Source organism: uncultured Deefgea sp. (assembly GCF_947072475.1).
Lineage (GTDB): Bacteria > Pseudomonadota > Gammaproteobacteria > Burkholderiales > Chitinibacteraceae > Deefgea.
The window spans coordinates 1-25,486 of the sequence record NZ_CAMTIA010000009.1; the positions used below are offsets into that span (position 1 = coordinate 1).

Annotated in this window: 28 protein-coding genes; 25 read left to right on the forward strand and 3 right to left on the reverse strand. The window is 52.4% G+C overall.

Annotated elements, in window-relative coordinates; genetic code table 11:
• Positions 1–75: 75 nt before the first annotated feature.
• Together btsR and Q0V82_RS04900 are read right to left on the reverse strand one after the other, a co-directional pair.
• The gene (btsR, locus tag Q0V82_RS04895) at positions 76–795 is read right to left on the reverse strand and encodes a two-component system response regulator BtsR (protein ID WP_297573139.1); all 720 of its coding nucleotides are present in this window, start codon (positions 793–795) and stop codon (positions 76–78) included.
• Complete coding sequence (locus tag Q0V82_RS04900) at positions 795–2,534, reverse strand: sensor histidine kinase (RefSeq protein WP_297573140.1); 1,740 nt, start codon at positions 2,532–2,534, stop codon at positions 795–797. The genes btsR and Q0V82_RS04900 overlap by 1 nt, the downstream gene beginning before the upstream one ends.
• 169 nt (positions 2,535–2,703) lie before the next feature.
• Here Q0V82_RS04900 and Q0V82_RS04905 point away from each other — a divergent pair, with 169 nt between their 5' ends.
• From Q0V82_RS04905 to Q0V82_RS04995, 19 genes are all read left to right on the forward strand, one after another.
• Positions 2,704–2,919 carry a zinc ribbon domain-containing protein gene (locus Q0V82_RS04905; RefSeq protein ID WP_297573141.1) on the forward strand — a complete coding sequence of 72 codons (216 nt, stop codon included), beginning with the start codon at positions 2,704–2,706 and terminating at the stop codon, positions 2,917–2,919.
• A 109-nt stretch (positions 2,920–3,028) separates the two neighbouring features.
• Positions 3,029–3,910: a class D beta-lactamase gene (gene blaOXA / locus Q0V82_RS04910; protein WP_297573142.1), complete on the forward strand. Its 882-nt coding sequence runs from the start codon at positions 3,029–3,031 to the stop codon at positions 3,908–3,910.
• A 211-nt stretch (positions 3,911–4,121) separates the two neighbouring features.
• Positions 4,122–4,799, forward strand: a complete 678-nt coding sequence (locus Q0V82_RS04915) for a beta-ketoacyl synthase chain length factor (RefSeq protein ID WP_297573143.1) — start codon at positions 4,122–4,124, stop codon at positions 4,797–4,799.
• Positions 4,796–5,563: a 1-acyl-sn-glycerol-3-phosphate acyltransferase gene (locus Q0V82_RS04920; RefSeq protein ID WP_297573144.1), complete on the forward strand. Its 768-nt coding sequence runs from the start codon at positions 4,796–4,798 to the stop codon at positions 5,561–5,563. The genes Q0V82_RS04915 and Q0V82_RS04920 overlap by 4 nt, the downstream gene beginning before the upstream one ends.
• Positions 5,556–5,819, forward strand: coding sequence for a phosphopantetheine-binding protein (locus Q0V82_RS04925; RefSeq protein WP_297573145.1), 264 nt, complete (start codon positions 5,556–5,558; stop codon positions 5,817–5,819). Before Q0V82_RS04920 ends, Q0V82_RS04925 begins: the two co-directional genes overlap by 8 nt.
• 25 nt (positions 5,820–5,844) lie before the next feature.
• Complete coding sequence (locus Q0V82_RS04930; RefSeq protein WP_297573146.1) at positions 5,845–6,090, forward strand: acyl carrier protein; 246 nt, start codon at positions 5,845–5,847, stop codon at positions 6,088–6,090.
• A gap of 13 nt (positions 6,091–6,103) precedes the next feature.
• Entirely contained in the window at positions 6,104–6,649 is a 546-nt protein-coding gene (locus tag Q0V82_RS04935) for a hypothetical protein (RefSeq protein WP_297573147.1), read from the forward strand.
• Positions 6,646–8,319 (forward strand): AMP-binding protein, encoded by a 1,674-nt coding sequence (locus Q0V82_RS04940; protein ID WP_297573148.1) that lies wholly within the window; start codon positions 6,646–6,648, stop codon positions 8,317–8,319. The genes Q0V82_RS04935 and Q0V82_RS04940 overlap by 4 nt, the downstream gene beginning before the upstream one ends.
• On the forward strand, positions 8,316–9,062 hold the full coding sequence (locus tag Q0V82_RS04945) for a glycosyltransferase family 2 protein (protein WP_297573149.1): 747 nt from the start codon (positions 8,316–8,318) through the stop codon (positions 9,060–9,062). The genes Q0V82_RS04940 and Q0V82_RS04945 overlap by 4 nt, the downstream gene beginning before the upstream one ends.
• 77 nt (positions 9,063–9,139) lie before the next feature.
• Entirely contained in the window at positions 9,140–10,072 is a 933-nt protein-coding gene (locus tag Q0V82_RS04950; protein WP_297573150.1) for an acyltransferase, read from the forward strand.
• Positions 10,069–11,619 carry a histidine ammonia-lyase gene (gene hutH, locus Q0V82_RS04955; RefSeq protein WP_297573151.1) on the forward strand — a complete coding sequence of 517 codons (1,551 nt, stop codon included), beginning with the start codon at positions 10,069–10,071 and terminating at the stop codon, positions 11,617–11,619. The genes Q0V82_RS04950 and hutH overlap by 4 nt, the downstream gene beginning before the upstream one ends.
• A complete protein-coding gene (locus Q0V82_RS04960; RefSeq protein ID WP_297573152.1) occupies positions 11,619–12,083 on the forward strand; it encodes a thioesterase family protein in 465 nt (154 codons plus the stop codon). Before hutH ends, Q0V82_RS04960 begins: the two co-directional genes overlap by 1 nt.
• Complete coding sequence (locus tag Q0V82_RS04965; RefSeq protein WP_297573153.1) at positions 12,080–12,685, forward strand: outer membrane lipoprotein carrier protein LolA; 606 nt, start codon at positions 12,080–12,082, stop codon at positions 12,683–12,685. Before Q0V82_RS04960 ends, Q0V82_RS04965 begins: the two co-directional genes overlap by 4 nt.
• A complete protein-coding gene (locus Q0V82_RS04970) occupies positions 12,682–15,081 on the forward strand; it encodes an MMPL family transporter (RefSeq protein ID WP_297573154.1) in 2,400 nt (799 codons plus the stop codon). Before Q0V82_RS04965 ends, Q0V82_RS04970 begins: the two co-directional genes overlap by 4 nt.
• Positions 15,071–15,613: a DUF3261 domain-containing protein gene (locus Q0V82_RS04975; RefSeq protein ID WP_297573155.1), complete on the forward strand. Its 543-nt coding sequence runs from the start codon at positions 15,071–15,073 to the stop codon at positions 15,611–15,613. Before Q0V82_RS04970 ends, Q0V82_RS04975 begins: the two co-directional genes overlap by 11 nt.
• Positions 15,610–16,806, forward strand: coding sequence for a beta-ketoacyl-[acyl-carrier-protein] synthase family protein (locus Q0V82_RS04980; protein ID WP_297573156.1), 1,197 nt, complete (start codon positions 15,610–15,612; stop codon positions 16,804–16,806). The genes Q0V82_RS04975 and Q0V82_RS04980 overlap by 4 nt, the downstream gene beginning before the upstream one ends.
• Positions 16,803–17,270 (forward strand): hypothetical protein, encoded by a 468-nt coding sequence (locus Q0V82_RS04985; RefSeq protein ID WP_297573157.1) that lies wholly within the window; start codon positions 16,803–16,805, stop codon positions 17,268–17,270. Before Q0V82_RS04980 ends, Q0V82_RS04985 begins: the two co-directional genes overlap by 4 nt.
• 10 nt (positions 17,271–17,280) lie before the next feature.
• On the forward strand, positions 17,281–18,006 hold the full coding sequence (gene fabG / locus Q0V82_RS04990) for a 3-oxoacyl-ACP reductase FabG (protein WP_297573158.1): 726 nt from the start codon (positions 17,281–17,283) through the stop codon (positions 18,004–18,006).
• 75 nt (positions 18,007–18,081) lie between these two features.
• Complete coding sequence (locus Q0V82_RS04995) at positions 18,082–19,338, forward strand: beta-ketoacyl-ACP synthase (protein WP_297573159.1); 1,257 nt, start codon at positions 18,082–18,084, stop codon at positions 19,336–19,338.
• Between the two features lie 736 nt (positions 19,339–20,074).
• Here the strand turns inward: Q0V82_RS04995 and Q0V82_RS05000 are convergent.
• Positions 20,075–21,283: an SGNH/GDSL hydrolase family protein gene (locus Q0V82_RS05000; RefSeq protein ID WP_297573160.1), complete on the reverse strand. Its 1,209-nt coding sequence runs from the start codon at positions 21,281–21,283 to the stop codon at positions 20,075–20,077.
• A gap of 716 nt (positions 21,284–21,999) precedes the next feature.
• On the opposite strand from Q0V82_RS05000, the gene Q0V82_RS05005 reads away from it, so the two are divergent.
• The 6 genes from Q0V82_RS05005 (at position 22,000) to Q0V82_RS05030 (ending at position 24,971) form a co-directional block, all read left to right on the forward strand.
• On the forward strand, positions 22,000–22,314 hold the full coding sequence (locus tag Q0V82_RS05005; RefSeq protein ID WP_297573262.1) for a tyrosine-type recombinase/integrase: 315 nt from the start codon (positions 22,000–22,002) through the stop codon (positions 22,312–22,314).
• 29 nt (positions 22,315–22,343) lie between these two features.
• Positions 22,344–23,111, forward strand: a complete 768-nt coding sequence (locus Q0V82_RS05010) for a hypothetical protein (RefSeq protein ID WP_297573162.1) — start codon at positions 22,344–22,346, stop codon at positions 23,109–23,111.
• 116 nt (positions 23,112–23,227) lie between these two features.
• Positions 23,228–23,428 (forward strand): AlpA family transcriptional regulator, encoded by a 201-nt coding sequence (locus Q0V82_RS05015; RefSeq protein WP_297573163.1) that lies wholly within the window; start codon positions 23,228–23,230, stop codon positions 23,426–23,428.
• Between the two features lie 3 nt (positions 23,429–23,431).
• On the forward strand, positions 23,432–23,734 hold the full coding sequence (locus tag Q0V82_RS05020; protein ID WP_297573165.1) for a helix-turn-helix domain-containing protein: 303 nt from the start codon (positions 23,432–23,434) through the stop codon (positions 23,732–23,734).
• Positions 23,735–23,736: 2 nt separating this feature from the next.
• Complete coding sequence (locus Q0V82_RS05025) at positions 23,737–24,417, forward strand: Rha family transcriptional regulator (protein WP_297573167.1); 681 nt, start codon at positions 23,737–23,739, stop codon at positions 24,415–24,417.
• A gap of 2 nt (positions 24,418–24,419) precedes the next feature.
• Positions 24,420–24,971: a hypothetical protein gene (locus tag Q0V82_RS05030; RefSeq protein WP_297573169.1), complete on the forward strand. Its 552-nt coding sequence runs from the start codon at positions 24,420–24,422 to the stop codon at positions 24,969–24,971.
• Positions 24,972–25,486: the final 515 nt, after the last annotated feature.

Genomic DNA, 25,486 nt, shown 5'->3' on the forward strand with positions numbered 1-25,486 from the left:
GTATATCGCCAAGCACTTGATCGGTCAAAGCCTAGCGATATATACCTTTAAAAGCATTCTTTAAATCACTTCAAGCTAAAACAAAACGCCCAACTGCGCTTTCAGCGGTTTTAAAAACCGTCGGCTCACTGGTACATTGAGTCCAGCACGTGTAATCACCTCGCCGCCGCCGGTTTCGCCCAACACAATTTGCGCCACTTTTTCGGGGTGGACCAGATATTGCCGATGGCAGCGTAGCAAGCCGGTTTTTTCTTCCAAAACTTTCAACGTCAGCTCAGTAAAATGCTCTGTACCATCTTGCGTCACCAAATACACGCCAGATAAACGAGCTACCACGTAATCAACTTCGTCCAGCGGCAATAATAAAATCCGATCATGTCGATGACACGGCAACTGCCTTAGAGCTTGCCGTGGCGCAATTAACTGGTAATCGAGCACAGCGCTATTTTGCTTGGTTAAGCGCGCCAAGGTTTTATTCAATCGACTGGCGAGTACTGGCTTGAGTAAATAATCAAATGCATGCTCTTCAAACGCCTTTACTGCATGCTCGTCAAATGCCGTCACAAAGACGATCTGCGGTATTTTATCGGGATCGAGCATGCCGACCAATTCCAAGCCGGAGATCCTCGGCATTTGAATATCCAAAAACACCACATCTGGGCGCAAACGATAAATCATTTGCATCGCCTCGATGGCATTGCTCGCCTCACCCACCACGTCAATACCCGCATCCTCGAGTAAACAGCGCAATTCATCGCGCGCCAACGGTTCATCATCCACCAATAAAGCCTGCATCACAATTTCTCCACCGCCAACAATGACTCAACGACCAACAATTCCTCAGCCACCCACGGCAGACTTAAACTAATGCGGGTAAATTGCTCGGGCTCATGCGCTACGCTCAAGCCGTACTCTGGACCAAACTGCGCTTTTAAGCGCCGATCGACCAAGCTCATCCCCATCCCATCACTACTTTTTCGCAATGCATTGTAAAGACCGGCATTATCTTCAACGTGCAACAGCAAAGTGTTGCCCTTACTGGCGGGCTCAGCATACAGCCGTATTTTCCCGGCACCCAGTAGTTGCGAAGTGCCATGTTTAATCGCATTTTCGACCAAGGGCTGCAATGAAAAAGCCGGCAAGCCTACCTGACTAAATTGCGGTGCGATATCGACCTCAACCTGCAAACGCTCGGCAAAGCGCGCTAATTCAATTTGCAGATAGGCATTCACATGTTCAATTTCATCAGCCAACGTGGCGGTGCCATCAGGTCGCTTGAGGTTTTTACGAAAAAAAGTCGATAAATGCTGCACCAAAATTCGCGCTCGTGCCGGATCGATCCGAATCACCGCATTTAAGGTATTGAGCGCATTAAACAAAAAATGCGGATTGACCTGTGCATGCAGCAATTTAATCTCGGCCTGCGCTAGCAATGCGCGCTGCGCCTCGATCCGGCCAGTGAGAATTTGCCGCGACAATAGTTTGGCAATGCCTTCACCCAAGGTTCGGTTAAGCTTGGCAAATAAACGCCCCTTAGGCTCATACAACTTAATGGTACCAATCACTTGATCATCGGCGTCTTGCAATGGAATCACCAAGGTTGAGCCAAGGCGGCATTCGGGATGAATTGAGCACTTATAGGCAATCTCATTGCCATCGGCGTACACCACCCGATTATCACGAATCGCATCTTGCGTATGTTTGGAAGTAATGGGCGTGCCGGGCAAATGATGGTCTGAGCCCGTGCCGGTAAAGGCCAGTAGTTTTTCTCTATCGGTAATGGCTACAGCGCCAACCCCGGTTTCTTCCGAAATAATCTGCGCCACGCGCATTGAATTGGCTTCGTTAAAGCTGCTCCGAAATAAACCCTCAGTTCTTGCCGCAATTCGCAAAGCACGCGCTGAAAAAGCACTCGAATACTGCTCGGCCATCGCCCGCCGATCGAGCAATAAGCGCATAAACATTGCCGCACCCACGCTATTGGCAATCAGCATCGGCAAGGCCACGCTATTGACCACGCCATACGCCACCGAATACGGCCTTGTTGCCGCGAGGATCACCCCCATCTGCAGCATTTCAGCCAGCAAAGTCACAATCCCGACCAGCATAGGCTGAAACAACAAATCCACTCGCCCACGACGGATCAAGGCGCGATGCACCAAGCCGCCGAACAAGCCTTCGCAAATCGTTGAAATCATACACGCCACATCCGTCGGCCCACCGAGGGAGTAGCGATGCAGCCCACCCGTAAAGCCCACCGCCAAACCCACTGAAGGCCCGCCCAACAAGCCACCCAACACCGCACCGATGGCGCGAATATTGGCAATCGAGTCATCCACCTTGAGCCCCAAATACGTGCCAAGGACACAAAACCCCGAAAACACTAAATAGCACGTGAGTTTATGCGGCAAGCGAATGGTCACTTGCATCAAGGGCGTAAACAACGGCGTTCGCGCCAATAGCCAAGCGATGACCATGAAAATGCAAGTTTGCTGCAATAATTGCAAAACCAAAGAGAGTTGCTGCGTCAGCATGGCGGCGTAAAAACCAAAGGGGAGATTGCTGCTTATAACGGATTGAATGCGCGGTGCCTATTGAAGCTTTCCCGATCTAGGCAACACTAACAACACTCGCTAATTTGTCAGCGACTGCGGTACAGTTCGTCAGCAAACCGACCTAAACGCGCCAAAAAAAGAGAAAACCATGCCCATCTACGCCTATCGCTGTGCCGCCTGCGCGCACTATGGTGAACACTTACAAAAACTCAGCGACCCCGCGCTCAGCCAATGCCCCGCTTGTGCTGCTGCACAATACCAAAAACAGCTCAGCGCCGTTAGCGTACAAATCAAAGGCGCAGCCGCCGCAGTGAGCTCAGCCGCACCCACGCCACATCATTGCGGCCCGGGCTGCCAGCACTAAACTCGCGCCCGTACATCTTGGCCTGCAGCTGACTTTATTACTTTTAATGCCCGATGCGCTGCGCTACCATGCCGATTCTTGCCCACTTGACTGAATCGGATTCACACGCATGCCTGCCCGCCTAGCTATTCGCGCCGCCCTTTGGGGCGTGAAATTACGCCGCCAACGTGCTGCGCATTTTGCCGCCGTACTGGCGGTTTTGACTTTTTGTACTGGGCTCACGCAAGCCCAAACCTTGATCACGCCACAAGCATCGGGTTTTGAAGAAAACAGCCAAATCGCCGCTGTCTTTGCGAAAAACCAGATCCAAGGCAGCATCGCCATATTGGATGTCAGCCAGCAGCGACTCATCGGGCACAATAACGAGCGAGCTGCAACGCGCTTTATTCCTGCCTCAACTTTTAAAGTCGCCAGTAGCTTAATTGGTCTCAGTACCAAGGCGGTCAGCAGTGTGGATGAGGTGTTTTATCATTACGATGGACAACCCGTTTATTTAGCCAGCTGGGCGCATGACATGGGTTTACGCGAAGCGCTGCGCGTATCTAACGTGCCCGCCTACCAGCAACTGGCCAAAAAAATCGGCTTGAGCGCCATGCAAAGTGATGTGAGTCAACTCAATTACGGCAATGCCGATATTGGGCAGCAAGTCGATCAATTTTGGCTCAAAGGGCCACTCAAAATCAGCCCGATTGAACAAAGCCAATTTTTAGCTCGACTCGCACAAAAACAACTCCCGCTACCGAAATCAGCACAAAGCGCGGTGCGCGAGATCATGCAACTCGAATCGGGCAAAGGCTGGACACTCTTCGGTAAAACCGGGCTCTACCGCGACAGCCCATCAGATATTGGCTGGTTTGTCGGCTGGCTAGAAGAAGACGGCAAGATCTATAGCTTTGCGCTCAATATCGATCAAGCCAAAACACAGCCACTCAGCCAGCGCATTCAATTAAGCAAAGACAGCTTACAAGCGTTAGGACTGATGAAAAACTAACTATTGAACCAGATGTCGCGGCGAGATAACTCACCAAGTTACCTCGCTCGATCAGCAGCTCGCCCTTGCGCCAACACGATTGCGCCTCGGCGCTCAAAGCACAAAATTGACTTTGTCATAGCAAACTATGGCAAAATTGGGGCTCGGCATGCATTAAACCCATCCCATACTGCGCCTTATTTTTAGTTTTGATTTTCTGGTTTTCCTCGTCATGCTCTCGCCCTATTGGTCCATTCAAATTCATCTTTCACGCCTTGGTAGTTGGCATGAAACGCGCAATGACGTGCCAAGTTTGGATTTTATTGCGCCATTGCAACGCCGACGCCTATCGCCCTTAGCGCGAATTAATTTGCAACTGGCGCACGACATCAATCCAGAAAAAACCGCGCTGCGCTGTATTTTTGCCTCACGCCATGGCGAAATCGTACAAACCACGCAGATGCTGCAAGCCTTAGCCAAAGATGAATTATTGTCGCCCGCGCGCTTTAGCCACTCAGTTCACAATGCCATTCAAGGTTTATGGAGCATTCAAGCGCAACAAACCGCAGAATGCAGCGCCATCAGCGCCGGCATCGACACACTGCCAATGGGTTTACTGGAGGCGGCCACACTACTGGCCGATCAGGCCAACCCAGCTGTATTACTGATGTGCACCGATGAAGCCGTACCCGCCATATTTAATCCCGACGCATCAGAAAGTACGACCCGCTTTGCGCTCGCTGGATTGATCAATACCCAGCCCGCGAATTTAAAATTAAGCGCCATCCCCAAAACCCACGCCCCAATACTGGATCCCACGCATTTAGCATTTTTGCAATGGTGGCATAGCGATGCGCCGCAGCTGATCACCGCCGGAGCCCGATGTAATTGGCAATGGACTCGCTTATGAGTCTGGCGCAAAAAATAAACACCCTTCAGCGCCAAATAGCGACCGTGATTACCTTTAGCTGTTTTGGTATTGGCGGCGCTTTACTGGGCTTATTGTTTCCCGTCCTGAATCGCCTCACGCCCAAAGCGCAAAGGCAAACGCGCGCGCGCCAAATTATTCATCGGATCTTTGCCTACTTTATGCGCTGGATGCGGTTTGTAGGCATTCTGCACTGGCAGATTGAAGGCCAAGATCGGCTCGGCCGACCCGGGCAATTGGTCATCGCCAATCATCCGTCTTTGCTCGACGTGGTGTTTATCATGGCGCAGATCGATGCGCCCAATTGCGTCGTCAAAGGTAGTTTATGGCGCAACCCTTGCGTGGCTGGCCCCGTTGCTGCCGCCGGGTTTATACCCAACGACAGTAACGAGCACATGATTCAAGCCAGCGTCGCCGCGCTAGCGCAAGGCGACTGCTTGATTATTTTCCCCGAAGGCACGCGCAGCACGCCCGGCCAAAGCCTGCAATTACACCGTGGCGCGGCCACCATTGCCATCAAAGGCGCAAAAATATTAACCCCAGTGGTGATTACCGTTAGCCCAAGCACTTTGACCAAGCAAGAAAAGTGGTACAAGATACCGCCCCGCCGTTTTGTCATGACATTACGCGTACTCGACGACATCGACCCCAGCGCGTATCGCCGAACCAATAGCGACCCGATTGCTGCGCGTCGCCTCAATCGTGACCTTATCGACCTTTACACGCAGGAATTAAACCGTGGATAACCCGCTGATTAACGAAATCAAACTGTTTGTCATTGAAACGCTGAATTTAGAAGACATCACCATCGATGACATCGATGCTGAAGCACCCTTATTTAATGAAGGCTTAGGTCTGGATTCGATTGATGCGCTGGAATTGGGCGTGGGTTTACAAAAACGCTACAACATCAAATTGCAGAATGATTCGACCGAAAACTACCGGCACTTTGCCTCAATTCGCGCCTTGGCCGAGCTGGTGAGCACACAACGCGCAGTTTAAGTACGCACCCAATTAGAGAAATTTTATGGACAAAAAAGCCATTCACGACGCGGTCGTGAACATTATCGCTACGCTATTTGAAATCAATCCAGCGCGCATCACCCCTGATGCCCAATTGTATGCCGACTTAGAAATCGACAGCATCGATGCGGTGGATATGGCCGCAGAACTCAAAACGCTGGTGGGTAAAAAAATCAGCCCCGCCGACTTCAAACAAGTTCGCACCGTGCAAGACGTCATCGACACGGTGGATAAACTGCTGCAAGCGTAGTTTCAACCACACAATGAAAAAAACCCTCACCCTTATCAGCGGGCTATTGATGCTGCTCTACCCGCTCTTGGTGTATTTTTCATTAGGACAGGTGTCAATCAGCACCTTGGCACTGGGTTTGATTTTGCTGGCCATTATTCGAGGCGTCAGCGCCAGATACACCCCAGGTATGCCACTACAAGTCGCCATTTTATTGGTTCTGGCTGGCATACTCTATATGCAGGGCAATATAGCTTGGCTGCGCTACTATCCGGTCTTGATCAATCTGGCCATGTTGTCGGTGTTTGCCTACAGCCTGTGGCGCGGACCGAGCGTAATTGAGCGCCTAGCCAGACTGAGCGAGCCTAATTTGCCGGCATCGGGCGTGGCGTACACCCGCAAAGTGACGCAAGTCTGGTGTGGGTTTTTTATGCTCAACGGCAGCATCGCGCTGTGGACGGCACGCTATGCCAGCTGGGATTACTGGACTTTATATAATGGCGGCATCGCCTATGTGCTCATGGGCGCTTTGATGGCTGGAGAATGGATACTGCGACAGCGTATTCGCACCAAACAATGATAAATAAATGGCTTGATCGCAATACCCCTGCTTATGACTTTGCATTACAACAAGGTCGACTGATCCGCAGCAGCGAATTTAGCGCGCACGTGGCGGCGCTGGCGCACACGTTGGCGATGCATAACGAGCGCGAAATCAGCCTATTTTGCCGTGACGCGTATTGGTTTGCCGTCGCCCTGTATGCCGCATGGCAAACCGATAAAATCGTGCATCTACCCGGTGATGAAACGCGGATCAATGCCACGCCAGCAACACTGCGTCTCGCCGATGAGCCGCAATGGGGCTTAGTCATTGCTGCACTGTGCGAACCGGCGTCAATTAAGCAGGCAGCACAACTCCCCCCCTACGCGCCCGATGCTTGTCAGCTGGTGATTTATACCTCGGGCTCCAGTGGTGAACCCAAGGCGATTCATAAAACGCTGCAGCAACTGCTCACTGAAGTTGCCGTATTAGAGTCGCTATTTGGCGCGCAAATGGCCGATTCGGTCATTGTGGCGACGGTCAGCCAGCAACATATTTATGGCTTATTGTTTCGAATCATTTGGCCAGTGAGCTTTGGCCGCGTGTTTGCTGCCGAGGCGGCATTTTTCCCCGAGCAGCTGTTTGCAATGAGTCAGGCGGCAGGCAAAGTCAGCTGGATTGCCAGCCCCGCGCATTACAAGCGGCTCACTGAACAGCAGCCGTGGGCGGCAACTCGGCCGCATTTGGCGGCGCTGTTTTCATCTGCCGGCGTACTTAACGCCGAAGTTGCCCAGCGGATTGCCCACTATAGCGGCATGCCCATCACCGAGATTTTTGGCTCGTCCGAAACTGGCGGCGTCGCTTGGCGGCAACAGCCTACAGCGTGGCAAGCGCTGCCCAATGTAGCGCTGCGCATTAACGACGCTGGCGCGCTTGAAATTAACTCAGCACATTTATTGCCCAATCAATGGGTCGTGATGGATGACGCCGCCAGCATCAGCGCCGATGGCAGATTCACGCTTTTAGGGCGGCTCGATCGCATTGCGAAAATCGAAGAACAACGCATTGCACTCGCTCGCGTCGAGCAGGCTTTACAGCATTTACCCGAAGTCACTGACGCTGCGGTTTTTGCTGCAGAAACGCAAGGTCGGCAAAGTTTAAATGCCGTCATCGTGCTCAATGCAGCGGGCATTGCGCTACTGGTGCAACTGGGAAAAACCGCACTCATCAAGCAACTTAAAAAACATTTAATCGGCGACATCGAGCGCGTGGCTATCCCGCGCCGCTGGCGCTTTGCGGCCGCTTTACCGGTCAATGCACAAGGCAAAACCACGCCAGCCGCTTTACAGCTTTTATTTGCGTCGCCCGCCTTGCTGCCGCAAACACTGTCGCTGCAGCAAGACGACGAACAATGCCAATTGCAACTCTTCATCGCCGCCGATATAGCCTATTTTGCGGGGCACTTTCCCAATGCGCCGATTTTGCCCGGCGTGACGCAAATTCATTGGGCGGCCCAATTCGCGCGTCAATACTTTGCCATCCCCGGCGCATTTAGCCAGATGGAAGTGATTAAATTTCAGCAAATCATCCGGCCCAACACCGTGCTCACGCTGCAGCTCACTTGGGATGAAATGCGGCAAAGGGTGACGTTTGCTTTTACTTCCGAGCAAGGCAGCCATTCCTCAGGCCGATTGGTTTTTGCCGCATGAGCGATTTTAAGCCTTGTATTTTGATTCCGGTTTACAACCACGAGCACGCCATTGGCGCGGTGCTTGAGGCATTACGCACGTTTAATCTGCCCTGCTTACTGATTGACGACGGTAGCAACGCCGCTTGCCGCCATACGCTCAGCACTTTAGCGGCGCAGCAGGCCGATTGGCTGCAAGTACAGCACTTACCACACAATCTGGGCAAAGGCGGCGCAGTCATGGCGGGATTACGCTGGGCTAAGCAACTAGGGTATAGCCACGCGATACAGATTGATGCTGATGGCCAGCATCATACCCCGGATATTTTGCAATTTATCCATACTGCACAGACGCAACCGAATGCGCTGATTGCCGGGCGACCGATTTACGATGCCTCCGTACCTAAGGGGCGTTTGTACGGGCGCTATGCCACGCATATTTGGGTGTGGATTAACACTTTGTCATTGCAGATTCAAGACGCCATGTGCGGCTTTCGCGTCTACCCGCTGGCCGCAAGCTGCGCCCTGATCGAGCGCGAAGCACTTGGCCGCCGCATGGAGTTTGATATTGAAATCATGGTGCGGCTGTACTGGGCCGACGTGCCCATCGTGCAATTGCCCACACCAGTGCAATATCCACTCGATGGCGTGTCGCACTTTGCGCTATGGCGCGACAATCTGCTGATCTCACGCCTACACGCCAAACTGTTTTTTGGCATGCTGTGGCGCAGTCCACGCTTAATTGCGCGCTGGTTTCGCACATGAATCAAGTACAGCACTTGATCGCCCCTTGGTTTCGAGCATGAATCCACTACAGCACTTAATCGCCCTTGGTTTCGCACATGAGTAAATCGAGCTGGAGCGCGCAAACCGAGCGCGGGGGGCGCATGGCCTTCTGGGGAATGAAAAGCATGTTCGCCGCCTACCGTCTTGGCGGTCGGCCGCTGTTTGCACTGATACTTTACCCAGTACTGGCTTGGTTTTTTGTCTTTGGCCCGTCAGCTCGCCGCGCTTCATTACACTATTTGCGGCAATTAAAGCGGGCAGCACCAGCGCTAAAGTTCACGCCATCGCTGCGATTGAGTTGGCAACACTATTTGAGCTTTGCCGACACCACGCTGGACAAATTGCGCGTTTGGTCGGGGCAATTTAATCCAAACCAAGTGCACATGCATGGTCAAGCGATGATGCAAGCCCGATTGGCGCAGCGCCAAGGCGGCATTATGCTCACAGCGCATTTAGGCAATACCGAAGCAATGCAGGCTTTGTCAGAACACATTAGCGAGCTCACGCTCAATGTCTTGGTGTATACGCAACACGCGCAGCAATTTAACCGTATTTTGGCGGCGCAAGCCGGGACTCACTCGGTGCGGCTAATTCAAGTTGAAGATCTAAACGCCGCCTTAGCGGCGGACTTATCCGAGCGGGTGGCGCGCGGGGAATGGCTGGTGATTGCCGCCGATCGCGTGCCGGTCAACACCCACACCCGCACGCTCAACGTCGATTTTCTGGGCGCGCCGGCTGCACTGCCGCTAGGCCCGCATTTGCTGGCGCTCTTGATGCAATGCCCGCTGGTTTTTGCGGTTTGTCTGAAAGCGGCCGATGGCCTGCATGTTTATCTGGAAACGCTCAGCGAAGCGCAAACCATCGCCCGAGCAGCGCGGCAACCTTGGCTACAACAATCAGCACAGCGCTACGCCGACCGATTGGCTCACTACTGCCAGCTTGCGCCTTTGCAGTGGTATAACTTTTACTCTTTTTGGCTGCCCCTATGAATCGCCCTGCTGACCGTATTGAATTTGGCGCTGCACGCCTCACGATTGAAGACATCCTCGCCGTTGCGGCCGGTCATGGCGTGCAATTGTCTAACGACGCCGCCTTCATCCGCCGCGTGCATGCCGGCAGTCAGTTTCTCGAGCAGCTGCTCGCCGAGCACGGTGAAATTTATGGCGTCACCACCGGTTACGGCGACTCGTGCACGGTGGCCATTCCCGCGCATTTGGTCGCCGAATTACCGCGCCAACTGTATACGTATCACGGTTGTGGTTTAGGGGCGTTTTTTGATGAGTTTACCGGCCGCGCGATTTTGGCGGTTCGACTGCTGTCTTTGGCGCAAGGTTATTCTGGCGTGCGCTGGGTGTTGCTGGAACAACTGGCGACATTGATTAACCAAAATCTCGTGCCGGTGATTCCCGAAGAAGGCTCTGTCGGCGCCAGTGGCGATTTAACGCCGCTGTCTTACGTCGCGGCAGTATTGGCTGGGGAGCGAGATATTTACCGAGATGGCCAGCCATACCCCACTCAAAAAGCATACACAGAACTTAATATCAGCCCGCTCACGCTAGCGCCCAAAGAAGGCTTGGCCTTAATGAATGGCACGGCGGTGATGACGGCACTGGCGTGTATTGCCTATCGCCGCGCGGAATATCTGGTGAAATTATGCGCCCGCCTCACTGCGCTCACCTCACTGGCCACCGATGGCAATAGCTATCATTTTGACGCCAAGCTGTTTTCAGTTAAACCGCATCCGGGGCAAAACGAAGTCGCCGCGTGGATACACGACGATTTACTCGCTGGCGAAGCACCGCGCGAAGGCTTGCGGCTACAAGATCGCTATTCAATCCGCTGCGCGCCGCACGTCATCGGCGTCCTGGCTGACGTATTGCCGATGCTGCGCCAATTTATCGAAAACGAGCTCAATAGCGCCAATGACAACCCGATTATCGACGGCGAAGGTGAGCATGTGTTACACGGTGGGCATTTTTACGGCGGGCATATTGCTTTTGCGATGGACAGCTTAAAAAACTGCGTCGCCAATTTAGCCGACTTAATGGATCGCCAGCTGGCACTATTAGTCGACACCCGCTACAACCATGGTTTGCCGAGCAATCTATCGGGAGCCACCGGCGAGCGACGCGCCATTAATCATGGCTTTAAAGCCGTGCAAATCGGCGCTTCAGCATGGACCGCCGAGGCGCTTAAGCTAACGATGCCGGCCAGCGTATTTAGCCGCTCCACCGAATGCCACAATCAAGACAAAGTCAGCATGGGCACCATTGCCGCGCGCGACGCATTGCGGGTATTGCAATTGACCGAGCAAGTCATCGCCGCCCATGCCTTGGCTGCAGTCCAAGGTGTTGAACTGCGCATCGCCCAAGGCGAGCTTAGCGCCGCGCAATGCGCGCCAGCGGTGAATGCCTTTATGGCTGAAGTTCGTACTTTTTCGGCGCATTTAGTTGAAGATCGGGCGCTCGACACCGATTTGCGCGCGGTGATTGCGGCAATTCAAGCGCAAAGTCTCAGCGTTCCTGGAGCTGCCTAATGCACGCCATTCACTCACACAGTATTGAAATCACCCCTGCGTTTCATGATATCGACGTGATGGAAGTCGTTTGGCACGGCCATTACATTAAATATTTTGAGCTCGCCCGCAGCGCGCTACTGCGCCAATTTGATTATGACTATCCCGGCATGCGAGCGTCTGGCTACGCGTGGCCGGTGATTGATTTGCATGTTCGCTATTCGCGCCCAGCCCGCTTTGAGCAAGCGCTGCGCGTTACCGCCAGTATTGTGGAATGGGAAAACCGCTTAAAAATCAGCTATCGCATCCACGATGTGGCCAGCGGCCAATTGCTCACCAAGGGCGACACCACACAAGTGGCGGTTGATCTCAGTAGCGGTGAAATGTGTTTTGTTTCGCCAGAGATCCTGCGGGAGAAATTAGGGCTGCAAGAATTAGATCCGCAAACGTCAGGACCGAAAAAACCAGGACTAGCCCAACCATGAACCTTCAAGCATTCGCTCTCGCGCTACTATTACTGGTCGCGCCTGCGCACAGCGCCTTACTCGACGACGTGAAAGCCCGCGTTAGCGTTAAAGACACCTTGCGCGGTGAATTTCGCCAAGAAAAACGCATCGCCAAGCTCTCCAAACCGCTGCTCGCCAGCGGCCAATTTGTCTATCTAAAGCAGCAAGGTTTGCTGTGGCAAATTGAAAAACCCTATGCCTCGGACAGCATCATCACTGCCGATACGCTGATTCAAAGCGTCAATGGCAAAACCATTGTGCGCGTCGATGCCAAATCGCAACCGGCGTATAGCGCCGTTTCACGGATTTTTATGGCGCTGGTGGCCGGTGATTGGGCGGCTTTAGAGGCGGACTTTGTCATCACTGGCTACGTGGATGGCCAGCGCTGGCAGCTCACACTCAAACCCAAAGCAGGACTCTTTGCCAGCTTTGCCAACACGCTGACCCTCACTGGAGCGAGCGTGTTACAGCAAATCGACATCGCCGAAAAAAACGGCGACAGCACGCATTACACGCTTAGCCAAGTTCGAGCAGCTGGCGCGCTGTCGACCGCTGAACAAAATCAGTTCTTACGCCAATGACGCTAGGTATATCAGAGAAAGCCAGATTTTATATCTGGTGCAGCGGCATACTGATACTGGGTATTTTGCTAAGCACCCTACTGCAACGCGGCTTGCCCTTGCAAACCAATTTGATGGCGATGCTACCGGCTGGCGAGAGCGACCCCGTGGTGCTGGCCGCAGTACAGCAACTTGAGCAGCAATTGGGTGAGCGCAATGTACTACTGATCGGCGCGCCCACCCGCGAAGCGGCGATGGCCGCCGCCGAGCAAGCGGCCAATAGCTTGACGCAATCGCAGGCTTTTGCCAGCGTGGTGCTGCGCCAGCCGCGAAATGATGCGCTAGCCAGCGCCACGGCGTTTCGCTACGCACTGGCTCACCCCGCCACCATTGCGCAATTGCAAACCGGTGAGCTTGACGCTTATTTACAAGCACAAGCCGCCCAGCTCTACGGCCCACTGGGCAACTTACGCAGCGCGCTACTTGAGCGCGATCCGCTGTTTTTGGCGGGCGATTTAATCGGCCGCCAAGTTGCTGACGGCGTTGATTTTGATCCGGCCAGCGGCATGGTATTGCTGCGCGGGGAAAACAAATTTTGGGTGCTGATTCAAGCCAAAAGCAACACCCGCGCTTTTGACGACAGCGCGTCAGATGAGGCTGCGTCAAATGAGACAGCGCCACAAAAAACCGGCCCCGCACCAACCGCCACAGCGATTTATGCTGCAATTCATAGCGCCCAAACCGCCAGCGGCGTGGAGGCGCTTGCCGCCGGCGTTGCGCTGCATAGCGATCTGGCGAGCAAAAAAGCCAAAGCGGAAATCAGCCGCATTGGTGTCGGTTCATGGATCGGCTCGATTTTATTAATGTGGTTGGCGTTTCGCCGCGTTTGGGCTATTGCGCTGTGCTTACTGCCCTTACTGATTGCCACTGGCGTCGCCATTGTTACCACCGTGTCGATCATGGGCAGCATTCACGTCATGACCTTGGTGTTTGGTGCCAGCTTGATTGGTGTCGCCATTGATTACGGCACGCATTGCTTTGCCGACAGTCTGGGCGCAGACAAAGATTGGACCATCGCCCAAGCCGTCCAACAATTACGCCCAGCGCTGTTTTACGGCATGTTAACCAGTGTTACCGGCTATTTGGCGCTGGCCATCGCGCCTTTTCCGGGTTTGCGAGAAATTGCCGTTTTTTCTGCCAGTGGATTAATCGCCGCCTATTTAACCGTGGTGCTGGCTTTCCCGACCCTGCTAAAAAACTACCGCCCCAACACCAAGGGTATGCGCCTTACCGATTTATTGCTTAAAGCCTATACGCTGATACCCAGCAAAAAATATCTTTTACTCTTACTCATTCCCCTGCTCTATGGCTTAAGCCAATTGCGCGCCGATGATCATTTACAGCGCTTTTACACGGTTGACCCGGCGCTGGGGCAAATGGAGCAGCGCATCAAAAACTTGTTTCGCCATGCGCCCGAGAGTCAATTTTTCTTAATTGAAGGCCGCAGCGCAGACCAAGTTTTGCAGCGTGAACAAGCACTACTGGCCAAGCTCAATCCATTGCTGGCCAATAACACCATCAGCGCCACCCGCTCAATATCGCAACATCTACCCGATACCGCCAGCCAAGCGCAGCGTCTGCACGTTTTAAAAACCGTGCTTTCCACGCCGCAATACAGCGCTTGGCTGCGCGAACTGGGCTTGTCTGAGACGGCCATTCGCGCCGATCAAACGGCATTGGCGCAAGCGCAGCCGGTCAATATCGAGCAATGGCTCAATAGCGATTTAGGCCGTGCCGACGCGATGCTCTGGCTGGGGCAAACTGAGCGCGGTTTTGCCTCTTTGCTCTTGGTGTCCAATATCCAAGATAAAGCCGCGCTGGCGGGTATTTCACTCGATGGCGTGCGCTTTGTCGATAAAGTGAACGATTTATCCGAACTCATGGCGCGCTACCGCAATATTGCCTTGCTGCTCACCGCGCTGTCTTTGCTACTGATGGCGGCATTGATGACGCCACGGCATGGCTGGCGCGGGGCTGCGCTGATTATTTTACCTTCGGTGTTGGCGGCACTGGGCGCGCTGGCGCTGTTTGGCATACTGGGTATGACCTTGAACATCTTTTCGGCCTTTGCCTTGCTGATCGTACTGGCACTGGGTATCGACTACGCGATTTTTTTTCGCGAGTCTGGCGAAGAAGCGCATCAAGCGATGCTCGGCGTTACACTCGATTCAAGCACCACATTGCTGTCGTTTGGGCTGTTGGCGATGTCTAGCCTACCGGCCGCGCAATCATTTGGCATGATGGTGTTATTTGGCGTTACGCTGGCGTTTATTTTTGCACCAATGGCCAGACTGGCCACCGCGGCCAGTCATCCGGATGAACTACCGTTGCAAGGCGACAAACCGCATGCCGCTTAACCGCAATTTACCGACAGCGTCCACCGCGAATACGAGCATCAAGTTGTGGTGGTATCGGCTGAGCATCGCTTGGCTTTGCAGTTGGCTACTGGCGTGCAGTCACGCGCCCCTGCTGCCAGTGGCGCAATTTACGCCGCTCGCGCAAAGCGAGTTACTCACCATCCACAGTGGCGAGCAAACATTGGCTTTCACCGCCCGAGTCGAAAGTGATGGCCACACCTTGCGCGTGGTCGCCATTAGCCCAACCGGACAACGCTTATTTAGCCTCACCCGTGTTGGCGATCAACTCATCACCGAGGCCGGCCCTTGGTGGCCCAAGTTCATGCCACTGGACGCAGTTTGGCGTGATTTTGAAATCACCCACGCGCCGATTAACGCGGTGCTGCCAGCGCACTGGCAACGTCATCACGAAAACGGCGTCACGCATTGGTGGTATCGCGGCAAAAAATACGCCGAAGTCAGCCATAGCGCCGGAAAAATTGAGCTAAAGCGCCCCGAGTATGGGTTAAGTATTGAGGTATTGCCCGAATGAGCACGTATTTAAACAGCCTTGGGCTGATATCCCCCCTCGGTATTGGCCACACCGAAACGATAACCGCACTGCTTGCCGGTCAGCATGGTTTGACGCCAGCGCCAAGTACGCTGATTGATCGCCCAACTTTGATTGGCGCGGTGTCGGCGCAATTACCCAAGTTGCCGCCGCAATGGGCGCAGTTTCACAGTCGCAATAATCAACTGCTGTATGCCGCCAGCCAGCAAATTGACGCCGAAATTCGCGCCGCCATTACCCGCTTTGGCGCGGCGCGTGTGGCGATTATTTTAGGCAGCAGCACCTCGGGCGTAGCCGAAAGCGAAGCGGCCATCGCCGCGCTAGCGCGTGGCGAAGCAGCACCAGCAGACTACAGTTATTTGCGCCAAGAAATGGCCGATCCGGCGCGGTTTTTGGCCGAGCTGTATCAAATTCAAGGCCCAGCGTATGTGATTTCGACCGCCTGCTCCAGCAGTGGCCGAGCCTTTATCGCCGCGCGCCGACTGCTTAACATGGGTCTGGTCGATGTGGTGATTTGCGGTGGCGTAGATAGCTTGTGCCAGCTCACACTCAATGGTTTTGCGGCATTAGAGTCGATCAGTGCAGCGCAATGCCAGCCGTTTCATGCTAAGCGCGATGGCATCAATATCGGCGAAGCGGCTGCGCTGATGCTGATGAGCCGAGAGCGTGGCCCTGTGCAACTACTCGGTTGCGGCGCCAGCAGCGACGCACATCATATTTCAGCGCCCCATCCGCAAGGACATGGCGCAGTCGCCGCCATGCGCGCCGCGCTCAACGATGCGGCATTGCCCGCGAAGCAAATCGATTACCTAAACCTACATGGCACAGCAACGCCATTAAATGATGCCATGGAAAGCGTGGCGGTGCGGGATGTATTTGCTGGGTATTTACCGCCAAGCAGCAGCACCAAATCGCTCACAGGACATACCCTGGGGGCGGCTGGTGCCATTGAAGCGGCGTTTTGCTGGCTGCTGTTGCAGCCCTCACTCAACCCTTTGCAACAACTGCCCGCCCCCTTTTGCAACAATGATGACGGTAACGGGTTTGACCCAGCCTTACCCCCACTGAACTGGGCTCAAGCGGGACAAAGCTATGCGCTGCACACGGCGATGAGTAATTCCTTTGCCTTTGGCGGCAATAATGTCAGCCTGATCTTGCAGCGAGTCCCTATATGAACCACCCACACTATTTACCGCATGAGGTCTTGCCCCATGCCGCACCAATGATTTTGCTCGATCGCATTATTCAATTTGATGCACACAGCCTGACTGCGGCGCTGACCGTGCCAGCCGATAGCCTATTTAATGATCCGATACTGGGCGGTGTGCCGGCTTATGTCGCCATTGAATACATGGCCCAAGCGATTGCCGCCCTTGATGGCTGCCATGCGCGGCGCAGCGGCCAAGCGCCAAAAATTGGTTTTTTGTTGGGCACGCGGCACTTTGCAAGCAATGTGCCCTGCTTTAAACCGGGCACGCAGCTCACGATTTGCGTTAACGAAGTGATCAAGGGCGATAATGGCATGGCGGTGTTTGCCGCCAGCGTGAACGGCGTAACAACCGACGGGCAAGTCATTGCAGTGAACGCGCGGATTAATGGCTTTCAACCCGAAAACCCAAGCGACTTTTTAAGCAATTAAGCGAACAACCATGCATACGATTTTAATTACCGGCGCCAGCGGTGGCCTTGGCCGCGCCATGGCGCTCAAATTGGCCAGCGATGGTTTTGATTTGATTTTGCATTACCACCGTAATCAAAACAGCGTGCTTGCGCTGCAACAACAGATTGTCGCGCTAGGCCGTCAGGCCCGATTGATCTGCTTTGATGTGACCGATCGCGCGCAAACTCGCATGGCCATTGAAGCCGATGTGGCCGCACATGGCGCGCCATACGGCGTGATTATCAACGCGGGCATTACGCGGGATACGGCGTTTCCGGCGATGAGCGACGACGATTGGGATCTGGTGCTCAGCACCAATTTGGATGGCTTTTATAATGTGCTGCATCCCCTATCTATGCCCATGGTGCGTCGGCGTCAAACCGGGCGTATCGTGGCGATTGCCTCGGTGTCGGGCTTGATTGGCAATCGAGGACAAGTCAATTACAGCGCCGCCAAAGCCGGCTTAATCGGCGCGTGTAAGGCGCTGGCACTCGAATTGGCCAGCCGAAAAATCACCGTCAATTGTGTGGCACCGGGGCTGATCGAGACCGAGATAATTCAAGACTTACCGGCGCTAGAAGACATCAAAAAAATGATCCCAATGGCCAGAATGGGCCGGCCCGAAGAAGTTGCCGCTGCGGTGAGCTATCTGATGAGCGAGGGTGCCGCGTATACCACGCGGCAAGTGATTGCAGTGAATGGCGGATTATGTTGATTTTAAGTCGCAATACAATCAATTGAGTCGCGGTACACTCCTTGTATGGCGAGTAACTACCTAGGTAAGACGTAAATGAAACGAGTTGTTGTTACCGGCATGGCCGGCATCTCTTCTTTGGGCGGTGATTGGCCGACCATTGCTGCGGCGATGCGTGCAGGGAAAACCGGCATCCGCCGTATGGATGACTGGGCGCAATACCAAGACCTTAACACCTTATTGGCGGGCCCTATTCCTGATTTTGCCCTGCCCGCGCACTATACCCGTAAGCAAACCCGCTCAATGGGCCGCGTTGCCAAAATGTCCGTATTGGCGTCCGAATACGCGCTGGCGGATGCGGGCTTACTGGGCAATCCCTTAATTCAAAATGGCAGCATGGGCGTGGCCTATGGCTCATCGATTGGCAGTACGGATGCGGTGCGCGAATTTGGTTATGCGCTGATCGAAAAAGATGTCAACGGCCTAAGCGCCAACTCTTACCTCAGGATGATGAGTCACACTTCGGCGGTCAATATTGGGGTGTATTTTGGCCTTAAAGGTCGTGTCATCCCCACATCGAGCGCCTGCACTTCGGGCAGCCAAGGCATTGGTTACGCCTATGAGGCGATCAAATATGGCCAACAGCAAATGATGATTGCCGGTGGTGCTGAAGAGCTTTGCCCAACTGAAGCCATGGTGTTTGACACCCTCTATGCCACCAGCACCCAAAACGATGCACCACACACCACGCCGCGCCCTTTTGATGCGCATCGCGATGGTCTGGTGATTGGTGAAGGTGCGGGCACGCTGATTTTGGAAGAACTCGAGCATGCGCTCGCGCGCGGTGCGCGAATTCATGCCGAGATTGTCGGTTTTGCTTGTAACTCAGACGGCGCGCATGTGACTCGACCTGAAACCGCCACGATGGAAGTGGCGATGCGGCTGGCGCTGGCCAATGCGGGGCTCAATGCCGGCGACATCGGTTATGTAAATGCGCATGGCACGGCCACTGATCAAGGAGATATTGCAGAAAGCCAAGCGACTAACCGCGTTTTTGGTGCGCACATGCCCTTTAGTTCACTCAAGGGGTATTTTGGTCACACCTTGGGTGCATGCGGCGCACTAGAAGCATGGATGACCATCGAAATGCTCAATCGGGGCTGGTACGCGGGTAATGTCAACCTCGATACCGTTGACCCCGCTTGTGGTGCACTCGATTACTTACCGGTGACTGGGCGTGAGCTCAATTGCCAATATGCGATGAGCAATAATTTTGCCTTTGGTGGCATCAATACTTCTTTAATCTTGCGCCGTGGACAAGACGTCCTTGCAACGTTAAACCATGCAGCTTAATGCGGCGTGAGGTCGATACGGATTACAGCCTTAGACCTCACCATCTAAGTACGCCAACCAAAGTTCAATCCAGATCGGAGGTTGCGGCACAGTATGTTGCGTGAGGGCGAGGTTTTCTACTTCGTGATACGACATGATGCTTTCCAAAAAGATAAAGACAAGCTCGCCAAGATCCTCTTTATGCTGCATTGCAACATTGATAAAAATCAATGCTTAAGCCATCAACCTCTCTTTTTGCGACAAAATACCACCCCTGATTAGCGCCAAAAAATCCACGTAATTGCAGCGTAATACTTAGCAAGCTGCAGCATCAGTCACTGAGGTATTATTTACCCATACCCCAGCAAAGCTGGTCCGCAAAATGCAGGGGCAGAGCATAAATACAGTTCACTTAACGACAAACCCTGAAAACCTGACGCAGAGGCGCAGAGGCGCGGAGGAAATTCAGGGCTTTTCGATTGATTTTCTCTGTACCTTTGCGTCAAAAGCGACACCAGCAATGAAATAGAGGAAAAAAATGCCGCTCACTTGGCTTAAGTGAACGGCATTAGGGGCAGAGCATGCAATTGGCTCATACCCCAATTTTACCGGCTGCACTCGCCAAGCTGCTGGCCGTCTTTAGGCAAATTAATCGCTACCCATTCCAAGGCAAAGACAAACCCTAATAAGCAAAATTCTAAACGTAAAAAAACCGCGTCAAGCCTTGAGCCTAACGCGGTTTTTTATACGCTAAAAATTATTTAACGTAACCAGAAGCAATCCCCGTCGCGGCGGCGGCTTTACCCCAAGCCGTGTGCCCAGCAACCGAAGGATGAACACCATCGGCAAACAGATAATTAATATCTGCATTCACTGCCACCAAGGTTTTAGGATTACATGTCAGTGCAGAGACTTTGCTTGGATCAACACTCGGCGGCAAAGGCGTAGCGGATGGCGTGGTATCGTTATTACACGCCATGGCGCTGGTATTAACCAAGCCAAAACTTGCCGGGCTAGAAATGGCCGTAGCCACTAATCCAGCAGTGTTATAAATCAGCACTTGCTTCGCGGCGATTTCGTTCGCTAAGCCCGCTGCAACCGCTTGGTTGTACGCCGTCGAAATCGAAGTGGCCAAGCCTTTTAATGGCGTTGGTGCAAACTGTGGCGTCACGCCCAAATCAGGCATATTGGCATACACCACCTTGGTCGCGCCCATTGCAACCAGGGTTTTCACCTGAGTGACCATGGCCAATGCATTCTTGCTAATTTCAGTTTGCGCCGTCGCGGGATCGATCTTACCTTCGGCCACACCACCTAAGAAAGCAAAGAAATCATTCGGACCGCCTTGAATCAATACCAGCTGGCTCGGATTAAAGCTGGTACGCGCCGCTTTGTATTTGGCGATTTGGCCTTTAATCGATAATGCCGTTGCCGATTGGTATGTAACGCCAGGTGCCACTGTGATCACGCCATTATTAATCGGCTGACCTTTGGCATTGACCGTCAGCTCAGTTTCAATTCTTGCACCACCCTCTGCATAAGCGGTGCCACCAAAATCATAAATCTTACCCATAGAGCCAACTGTGCCGACAGCTGCACCAGTCGCTGGGTTAATGCCACTAAAATTAACCAAGCGATTTGGAATGAGATATAAACCATATTCATTTGCCAGCACTTCAGTCCAAACAACGCCCGGAGTAGCCTGATCTGGCTTACCGTCGACTTTGAGGATGGGCTTAGTGGTAAATCGCAAGCCCAATGGCTGATCATTCGTCGTATCTGCGTCGGCTGTCGTCGGGTTATACGTGCCCACATCACTGAGGCTATCACCAAAGGAAACGACTTCTTTAATATTGCGGGTGTCCGGTGGGATGCTGACATCACTACCGCCACCGCATGCGGCGAGTAAAGAGGTCAGCAGCAAAACAGCAAATGGACAACTAGCCCGTGGCAGCGAAGTATTCATGTAAATCTCCCGTCTTGTTATGGTTCACCGCAACCCAAAGCCCGATGCTCTGTCGTTGAGAAACAAGCTTCATGCTACGAATCAAACTCATGTTTAACAAGCCTAGGGCTATCCCTAAGTCAGCTCAGCACCAACTCAACAATCGGCACAAGTCAGAAACAAGTAAGAAATTGGCGCTCTATTATGCCAATGGCAAATCAGCGCAAGATTGGCCTATTTAGCCAGTTCATCTCTTTTATAAAGAACATTTCATTTCTACAGCATCTTACTAATCCAGATTCAAACTTACACATCACGACAATAAACCACAAAAACTTCAGCTCACCCAAGGGCTAGAATGCGCGGTAATGATGTATTTAAAAAACGACAAACAAGTAAAACTCGACCACTTAAAGTGGCGCCAGATTAAATAAATACAATTTTTATACCGAGTCAAAGCGATACCGCCCCTTCAAAGGGCAATCACAGAATGACGCGCTCTATTTATTGTTTTGAAGCCACGTCTGACGAGCGTCGCCTCAGCACCGCAAGAGGCTGGTGTGATTACAACTTGCCAAGAGTATTGATCCAGCGAAAGCCCGCCAAGACTTAGCCACAGCAGATCAGCTGTCCATCCTCGATCAACAGCAGCAGCAAAAACTGGCCGAGCTTGAACAAGAAGCCGAAGCAGCCCATCATGCGGCTCGCATGATTTTTGCCGCGACATTTAAAAGCAAATTAGCGACAACCAAACCACTACCATGAGTGCCCGCAGTCAAAATACGCAGGCCTTAGTGTTATCGAGTGGCAAGTGGACACCGCACGACCTACGCCGCACCGCCGCCACGCTCATGGGCGAACTCGGTATTGCACCGCATATCATCGAAAAGTGTTTAAATCACAAAGAAGAAAACAAAATCAAACGCACCTACCAACTGCAACGGCAAGAAGCCGAGCAAAGGGAGGCGTTTATTTTGCTGGGTGAACGTCTGTCCTTATTTGCCAATACCGAGGCAAATAATGTGATTTCGTTTGGACGTCATGCCGCCTAATCAATCCATTCATTTGAGTAAAAAATGACATGACAAAATCTAAGCCGCTTAAGAAGCTTGAAGACAATTTCCCTCGCTGGTTTTACACACTTCATGAATCAGCTGAAAAGCTAAATACGAGCTATGAGTATTTAATTCATCTAGGTGAAACCTCACGACTTGAAATTTTATGGCGCATTTCAGACCTAGAAATGTCATTTGCTGATGTTAAATTAAATGTAAATGAGTTACCTGAAGGCCTCGTCGATGTGGACTTTCTACCTCTACGCCCAAAACAAGTCAGATCACTAAAAAATGAACACCTGTTTTTTAGTGACATGTACGTCATTGGCTTTAATGGCTTAGTAGCACTATCGAAATATACAACTCAAAAGCAAACAAAATACTTCAGACCATTAAAATATGAATATAACGAAGACTTTGAAGCTGTACCGGACTCAACTTATAGTTTTCCAAGCGATCAAAGGAAAATAGCCCCTGAAGATTTATATATTTCAGCTGCGGAATTTAATCGACTAGCTAGCGGTGAAGCATTGAATCAAGAACAAAGTGCAGGACTGCAACAAGTCGACGCATCAGCAGAGGAACGTAAAATTCCAAAGCAAAAAGAAAATAAGTTACTGGAGGCTGTTGCATTACTCGCTGGGTTAAATTTAAGTTTTGACGAATTAAAACAACCACGAGGGGCTGCCGAAAAACTGATCAAGGACCTAGAAATAAAGGGCTATCCCAAAGCAATTTCAAGCCCGATTCTCGCTGACTATATAAAACTTGGCAGTGAACGAATTAGTAAATAACGGCGTAAAACTACGCCTTAGAAAAGTAGTTCTACACTTCATTATTCCTTCCTGATTTCAAATGCCTCCTATGCATCGCCCTGATGCACCACGTTAAACCAACGTATGGAGGCTTTATGCCCTTAGCAGCCACACCCCTGATGTACCGAATCAATGCCGCAGTCACCACGCTCGGATTGAGCCGCGCCACGATCTATCGCCTCGTTAAACAAGGCGAACTCGAATTGGTCAAACTGTCGACCAATGCCAGCGCAATCCCCGCAGTCAGCTTGCATGCTTATCTTGCCCGCTGCCTACCCGCAAAACGGGAGGGCTAAAACTTGAGCAATCGCCAGCACCTCAACGGCAGTGACGACCCAAAACAAAACCGCCAGCATAAGCGCACCGACCGAGTCGCGCAACAAGATCGAACCGAGCAAGCTTTACTGACAGGCACCAAAAACACCTTTGAATTGCGTGACTTGTATAACGTATTGCACCCCGCTGGCCGCGTGATGGAGCTAGTCGACCAAGGCGCAGAAATCCACGTTGAACGCCGCCGCACCGTCGACCGTGATGGGCGCGAGCATTTCGGCATTGCGCATTACTCCCTCATCAAACGCCGCCTAAAGAAGGAGCAATAATCATGGCTTATTTAATCCCTGTACCTGAGCACGATTTGCAATTGATCGGCAGCAATATCGAGCCATTGATTGATTCGCGACTATTGGCGAACAAGTTGGGCGTGCAGCATCGCCACCTATTACGCCGTATTGAGCTACACCAAAGCGACTATATGGCATTAGGAGTAATGCGCTTTGAAAGCGCAAAAGCTCAAAAGCTAGGCGGCAGACCTGAACGGTTTGCATTGCTGAATGAAGATCAAGGCATGCTGGTGCTGACCTATACCCGCAATACGCCTGAGATTCGCGCCATGAAAACCCGATTGATCCAAGCATTTGGCGAAGCACGCCGCACACTCGCGGCACGAGATCAGCAATACCTGCCCTCGTATCGCCATGCACACCAAGCAGCAAGCCAGCTTGCGGAATATGCCCAGCAACACGGCAGCAGCACGCCCGCTAAGATGTACCATATCAACCTTGAAAAGCTGGTGAATAAAACCATCGGCATCGACAAAGGGCAGCGCTCCAACCTCAGTACAGCGCAACTCACCACGCTGGGCTGCTGCTATGTACTGGCAGCCGAGAGCGTGCAATATGCCCTCGCGACTGGCGCGGATCATAAACAAGCCTATCAAGCAGTCAAAGCCAAGCTGGCGATATTCAAAAGCTTATTCTTACCTGTTGGCTTGCTGGAGGGTTAGCGATGGCTGGCAGCAAACAAAAAGCTGCTGCGCTGCGCGATCTAAAGGAGGGGCGTGAAAAAGGTTTATTCATGCCCCTACCGATGGTCGTGATTACGTCCGATGAATTTGCCGCACTCAGCCCCTATGCCGTGAAATTGATTTTCGATCTAGCCAGCCAGTGGCACCCGAATCGCAATGGCTATTTATCGGCAGCATGGACGCTGATGCAGCCTAGAGGATGGCGCAGCAAAGCGACCTTGGCCAAGTCGCTGAAAGAGCTAGAGGATAAAGGCTGGCTCATTCGCACCCGCCACGGTGGCCGCAATCAATGCAGTTTGTTCGCGTTTAGCTTTTACAAGATCGACGACCACCAGAAAGGCAAACCGCTAGACGTTCGCCCGACCAAGGTGCCGTTATCGTATTGGAGGAACAATACATGCCTAATTAAAAACACAAACGCCACCCCGCGAGCCGGGGCAGTCAGCCGCTTTTTGGCATTTTACTTACTCCGCCTGCTGTACACCCTCTTAGATATTGCCATCTTATGTTCGGTTTACGCACTGTCTTATTAGATACGCTTGCAGATTATGTTTCAGTTCGCTTATAGTTCGATTCAGCTAGTTTCGTGGTTTTTCCAATAAGAAAACCCGCACCATATTTATTCACGAATTGTGATGATATGGCAGTTCTGAAGAAGGACACATCATTTTTTCTTCGGATTTGAATGATGCTTGCGCACATATGATTTAAGATCTTGTGCGGCTCTGCTTGACTTATCACTCAGCATCGCCAGCCCTAAGCAAGGCAACTCGTAGCAAGTACGAGTGAAATGCAGATTTGGCAAACGCCAATTTGTAGTAGTTCGGTTACAGTTATGTACCACTACCAGTCCCTGAGAAGGACACCTCGCAGCAACAACGAGGTAAGCACAGTTTTGCATTAGCAAACTGCAGCACTGATGACTCAAGCGAGCACAGTGACAGTCCCTAAGAAGGACGCTCCACAACGCTTGCGTTGCATATTGGTGGAGTAATCGTGCATGACCGCGATGGCATGCGCAGGAAATTGGTGTGTTTTCACATCATTT

Excerpts from the sequence above, each read along its gene's own strand:
- btsR (WP_297573139.1), bottom strand. The coding sequence starts at position 795 with ATGCAGGCTTTATTGGTGGATGATGAACCGTTGGCGCGCGATGAATTG.
- Q0V82_RS04900 (WP_297573140.1), bottom strand. The coding sequence starts at position 2,534 with ATGCTGACGCAGCAACTCTCTTTGGTTTTGCAATTATTGCAGCAAACT.
- Q0V82_RS04905 (WP_297573141.1), top strand. The coding sequence starts at position 2,704 with ATGCCCATCTACGCCTATCGCTGTGCCGCCTGCGCGCACTATGGTGAA.
- blaOXA (WP_297573142.1), top strand. The coding sequence starts at position 3,029 with ATGCCTGCCCGCCTAGCTATTCGCGCCGCCCTTTGGGGCGTGAAATTA.
- Q0V82_RS04915 (WP_297573143.1), top strand. The coding sequence starts at position 4,122 with ATGCTCTCGCCCTATTGGTCCATTCAAATTCATCTTTCACGCCTTGGT.
- Q0V82_RS04920 (WP_297573144.1), top strand. The coding sequence starts at position 4,796 with ATGAGTCTGGCGCAAAAAATAAACACCCTTCAGCGCCAAATAGCGACC.
- Q0V82_RS04930 (WP_297573146.1), top strand. The coding sequence starts at position 5,845 with ATGGACAAAAAAGCCATTCACGACGCGGTCGTGAACATTATCGCTACG.
- Q0V82_RS04935 (WP_297573147.1), top strand. The coding sequence starts at position 6,104 with ATGAAAAAAACCCTCACCCTTATCAGCGGGCTATTGATGCTGCTCTAC.
- Q0V82_RS04940 (WP_297573148.1), top strand. The coding sequence starts at position 6,646 with ATGATAAATAAATGGCTTGATCGCAATACCCCTGCTTATGACTTTGCA.
- Q0V82_RS04945 (WP_297573149.1), top strand. The coding sequence starts at position 8,316 with ATGAGCGATTTTAAGCCTTGTATTTTGATTCCGGTTTACAACCACGAG.
- Q0V82_RS04950 (WP_297573150.1), top strand. The coding sequence starts at position 9,140 with ATGAGTAAATCGAGCTGGAGCGCGCAAACCGAGCGCGGGGGGCGCATG.
- hutH (WP_297573151.1), top strand. The coding sequence starts at position 10,069 with ATGAATCGCCCTGCTGACCGTATTGAATTTGGCGCTGCACGCCTCACG.
- Q0V82_RS04960 (WP_297573152.1), top strand. The coding sequence starts at position 11,619 with ATGCACGCCATTCACTCACACAGTATTGAAATCACCCCTGCGTTTCAT.
- Q0V82_RS04965 (WP_297573153.1), top strand. The coding sequence starts at position 12,080 with ATGAACCTTCAAGCATTCGCTCTCGCGCTACTATTACTGGTCGCGCCT.
- Q0V82_RS04970 (WP_297573154.1), top strand. The coding sequence starts at position 12,682 with ATGACGCTAGGTATATCAGAGAAAGCCAGATTTTATATCTGGTGCAGC.
- Q0V82_RS04975 (WP_297573155.1), top strand. The coding sequence starts at position 15,071 with ATGCCGCTTAACCGCAATTTACCGACAGCGTCCACCGCGAATACGAGC.
- Q0V82_RS04980 (WP_297573156.1), top strand. The coding sequence starts at position 15,610 with ATGAGCACGTATTTAAACAGCCTTGGGCTGATATCCCCCCTCGGTATT.
- Q0V82_RS04985 (WP_297573157.1), top strand. The coding sequence starts at position 16,803 with ATGAACCACCCACACTATTTACCGCATGAGGTCTTGCCCCATGCCGCA.
- fabG (WP_297573158.1), top strand. The coding sequence starts at position 17,281 with ATGCATACGATTTTAATTACCGGCGCCAGCGGTGGCCTTGGCCGCGCC.
- Q0V82_RS04995 (WP_297573159.1), top strand. The coding sequence starts at position 18,082 with ATGAAACGAGTTGTTGTTACCGGCATGGCCGGCATCTCTTCTTTGGGC.
- Q0V82_RS05000 (WP_297573160.1), bottom strand. The coding sequence starts at position 21,283 with ATGAATACTTCGCTGCCACGGGCTAGTTGTCCATTTGCTGTTTTGCTG.
- Q0V82_RS05010 (WP_297573162.1), top strand. The coding sequence starts at position 22,344 with ATGACAAAATCTAAGCCGCTTAAGAAGCTTGAAGACAATTTCCCTCGC.
- Q0V82_RS05015 (WP_297573163.1), top strand. The coding sequence starts at position 23,228 with ATGCCCTTAGCAGCCACACCCCTGATGTACCGAATCAATGCCGCAGTC.
- Q0V82_RS05025 (WP_297573167.1), top strand. The coding sequence starts at position 23,737 with ATGGCTTATTTAATCCCTGTACCTGAGCACGATTTGCAATTGATCGGC.
- Q0V82_RS05030 (WP_297573169.1), top strand. The coding sequence starts at position 24,420 with ATGGCTGGCAGCAAACAAAAAGCTGCTGCGCTGCGCGATCTAAAGGAG.